2 protein-coding genes are annotated in these 2,998 nt (G+C 45.5%); both read left to right on the top strand.

Features of this window, described 5'->3' with window-relative positions:
• Positions 1-721: 721 nt before the first annotated feature.
• Entirely contained in the window at positions 722-2,146 is a 1,425-nt protein-coding gene (locus tag ABE021_RS10225; protein WP_430288492.1) for an anthranilate synthase component I family protein, read from the top strand.
• A 7-nt stretch (positions 2,147-2,153) separates the two neighbouring features.
• Positions 2,154-2,998, top strand: an 845-nt coding sequence (gene pabC, locus ABE021_RS10220) for an aminodeoxychorismate lyase (RefSeq protein ID WP_430288491.1), incomplete at its 3' end; no start/stop codon positions are given.

Raw genomic sequence — 2,998 nt, 5'->3', positions numbered from 1 at the left:
ACAGGCACCCTTCACTCACTCACCGGTAAAATGGAATCAATATGTTGTTTACAATCATTTTCAATATGCACTACTGCCTCTCCAATTAACAGGGCGGTTTTGTTAAAATTATGAGCGCTATCAGTAATTTGATTTACTACTTCTTCATATCTCCATTTTAACTGAATATTTTTAGCTGACCCCTAACCTATGTTCAATAAACTGATTTCAATTCTGTTATAAAAAGGTTGTTCAAAAGAAAACTGATGTACTTCCCTTTTAATTACTAATGATGGTTCGTAAGTTTTTATTCTCTGCTTTCGAATCTCTAATAAGGAAAATAACGTAATCGCAGAAGTAATTAGAGCAGCTGCAGCTAAAAAGTCAAATGTGATTACAGGAAGTATATTAAAATCCAATCATAATATTATCTTAAAAATTGATGATAGTAATGCTATGCACATAATCCACAATAAACCATTTTCGAGCTTATTATTATTCAGAACTCCTTCTCCTCTTCTCTCCGTGTCCGTCTGACTCCCTTCGACAGTCATATTCTACTATTCAACACACACCGTTGTTCCATAGTTCCGCTATATAATTGTTCAACATATCTTCACAGAAATATTGTTTTGATGAAATAGTTGTGTGGTGCACAGGCTGCCCTTTTTATTTTAAGTAGCGCAAACGGAGCCCGCCAATGTAAGATAGGAAGACTACTGGTTATTGGGAGGAACGCAACATGCAACGACAGACACTGCGTTATACAACATCTAACATGGGAAAAGAGCAGTTTTTCCAATCCTATCAAGAATTAGCACGTGCATGTGAGAAACATATACTTTTGGAAAGCGGGCGGGGCGGGAAAATGTCCATCGCAGGTGTGGATCCGCTTGTCACCATACAATCAATGTATGGGAATCGGCTTCAAATGACTTGGCGGGATGGACAGGAAGAAATCCGTGAAGGCGATCCTCTTGAATTGTTGACGGAATTCGTCGAAAGCTATGAGGTGGAAAGAATACCAGGTCTCCCCGCTTTTCAAGGCGGTGTGCTCGGGTTCATAAGTTATGACTATGTCCGTCGTTACGAAACATTGCCGGATATAGCGGAAGATGATTTAGAAACCCCTGATCTATTTTTCTATTTGTTTGACCAATGGGCTGTTCTGGACATCGAAAGCGGTACCGCTTATTTCATGACACTATCTGATAGCGCCAAGGATCCGCTCGATGTAGCGGCACAGTGGAAAAATGCTGCTGCTTCTAATCCGTTGCCCACATGGACGGATGTGTCTGCAGATTACAAAAGGCCGGAACAGGTCGATGTGTCCGTATCCGGGGCAGAGTTTGAGCAAATGGTGCGGGATGTACAGCATTACATTGCACAGGATGAAGTGATTCAAGTGAATTTGTCTGTACGACAGTCCAAAGCGTTGACCGTTGAGCCACTTGATTTATACGAAGCGCTCCGTGCGTTGAATCCTTCTCCCTACATGGCCGCTATTGGCGCGCCTGATTTCGCGGTTGTTTCCGGATCCCCTGAACTCCTTTTGAGAAAGCGCGGCAACGAATTGAGCACACGGCCGATAGGAGGGACTAGACCGCGGGGGAAAGACGAAGCAGAAGACGCAGCCCTTCAGGCAGAGCTTCTGTCCAGTACAAAAGACAATGATGAACATAAAATGCTCGTGGACTTGGAAATGAAAGATTTTGAGAAGGTCTGTAGTCCTGGAAGCGTCGAAACGGATGAGTTCATGGTCATTGAAAAATATTCGCACGTCATGCATATCGTCTCCAATGTCCGCGGTACAGCCTCTAAAGAGGTATCGAATGCTGAAATTGTCAAATCCATTTTCCCGGGTGGCTCGATTACTGGTGATCCGAAACTCAGGACGATGGAGATCATCGATGAGTTGGAACCAGTACGAAGAGGCCTTTATACCGGCTCCATCGGCTGGTTCGATTTCCACGGAGACGCGGAACTGAATATCGTCATCCGGACGGCATATATAAAAGATGGCATTGCGTATATCCAGGCTGGAGCCGGCCTTGTTGCCGAATCGATACCGGAAGCGGAATACATCGAGTCGTTGAACAAAGCAAAAGCACTCTGGCAAGCAAAGGAAATGGCGGAGTCCTACAGTAAGAAAGCGGAAGAGGTGTGAGGAGTACATGATCTGTTGGATGAATGGAACCTATCAGGAAGCTGAGGATTTGAAAATTTCCCCATTTGATCATGGTTTCCTATATGGAGTCGGTTTTTTCGAGACGTTCCGTACGTACGAGGGACATGTGTTTCTATTCGACGCCCATATGGACCGTCTGCGTGCCGCGCTTGGAGAGTTCCGGATTACGATGCCCTACTCGGATCAGGAAATAAGGGACGTGGTTCATCGGCTGGATCGGGAGGCGAATGAAGGAGATGGATATTTCCGGTTGAATGTCTCTGCGGGTGTCCACGACATCGGGCTCACACCATCCGTTTACGAAACACCGAATGTGATTCTTTTTCGTAAAGCGCTACCTTCTGAATCACGCGGAACGGAAAAAGAGGGCATCTGGCTGGAAACGCCGCGTAACCAACCGGAAAGCGCAGTCCGCTATAAGTCGCACAATTACATGAACAATGTGAGAGGACGATTGGAACTGCCTTCTTTAAAGGAGTCGGAAGGGATATTTTTGACGTCAGACGGTCATGTCGCGGAAGGCGTGACGTCCAACGTATTCTGGATGAAAGAAGGACAGCTGTTCACTCCAGCTATCGGAAATGGGATTCTACCCGGAACAACACGGGCATTCCTACTTGAATTGGCAAAGGACGCTGGTATTCAGGTGAACGAAGGCAATTATTCCAAAGCGTCAGTAGAAGAGGCGGATGAAGTGTTTGTAACAAATGCAATTCAAGAAATCGTTCCATTGTCATCGATCGGGGAGGTTCCCCTTCCAGGTGCGTCCGGGCATCACTATCAGAACTTGCATGCAGCGTATGTGCAAGCTATCGTTGATCTGGGTACCTG

The organism is Sporosarcina gallistercoris, assembly GCF_050459885.1.
Classification (GTDB): Bacteria; Bacillota; Bacilli; order Bacillales_A; family Planococcaceae; genus Sporosarcina; species Sporosarcina gallistercoris_A.
This window is presented reverse-complemented; position numbering and strand designations above follow the sequence as displayed.